Here is a 469-nt window from a genome sequence, read left to right on the forward strand (position 1 = left end):
TTCCAGCACACCGGCATCAAGCAGATCATCAACGGCCCCTTCACCTTCGCGCCGGACGGCAGTCCGCTGGTCGGTCCGGTGCGCGGCCTGCCCGGCTTCTGGGTCGCCTGCGGCGTGATGGCCGGCTTTTCGCAGGGCGGCGGTGTCGGTCTCGCACTTTCAAACTGGATGATCGAGGGCGATCCCGGTGCCGACATCTGGGCAATGGATGTCGCGCGCTACGGCGACTGGGCGACGATGGCCTACACCAACGCCAAGGTGCGCGAAAATTATTCGCGGCGCTTCTCGATCCGCTTCCCCAATGAGGAATTGCCGGCCGGACGTCCGCTCAAGACGACGCCGGTCTTTGACGCCCTCTCTGCCAAGGGCGCGCAATGGGGCGTGTCCTACGGGCTGGAGGTGCCGCTCTGGTATGCCCCTGAAGGCGTCAGGGACGAGTTCTCGTGGCGGCGCTCGAGCGATTTCGACC

Annotated in this window: 1 pseudogene; it reads left to right on the forward strand. The window is 65.7% G+C overall.

Going from position 1 to position 469, the window contains the following annotated elements:
• Positions 1-469 (forward strand): annotated as a pseudogene (locus EN781_RS33860) (glycine cleavage system protein T); the annotation flags it as partial.

Origin of the sequence: Mesorhizobium sp. M4A.F.Ca.ET.090.04.2.1 (assembly GCF_003999085.1) — a bacterium.
In the GTDB taxonomy this organism is placed as follows: Bacteria; Pseudomonadota; Alphaproteobacteria; order Rhizobiales; family Rhizobiaceae; genus Mesorhizobium.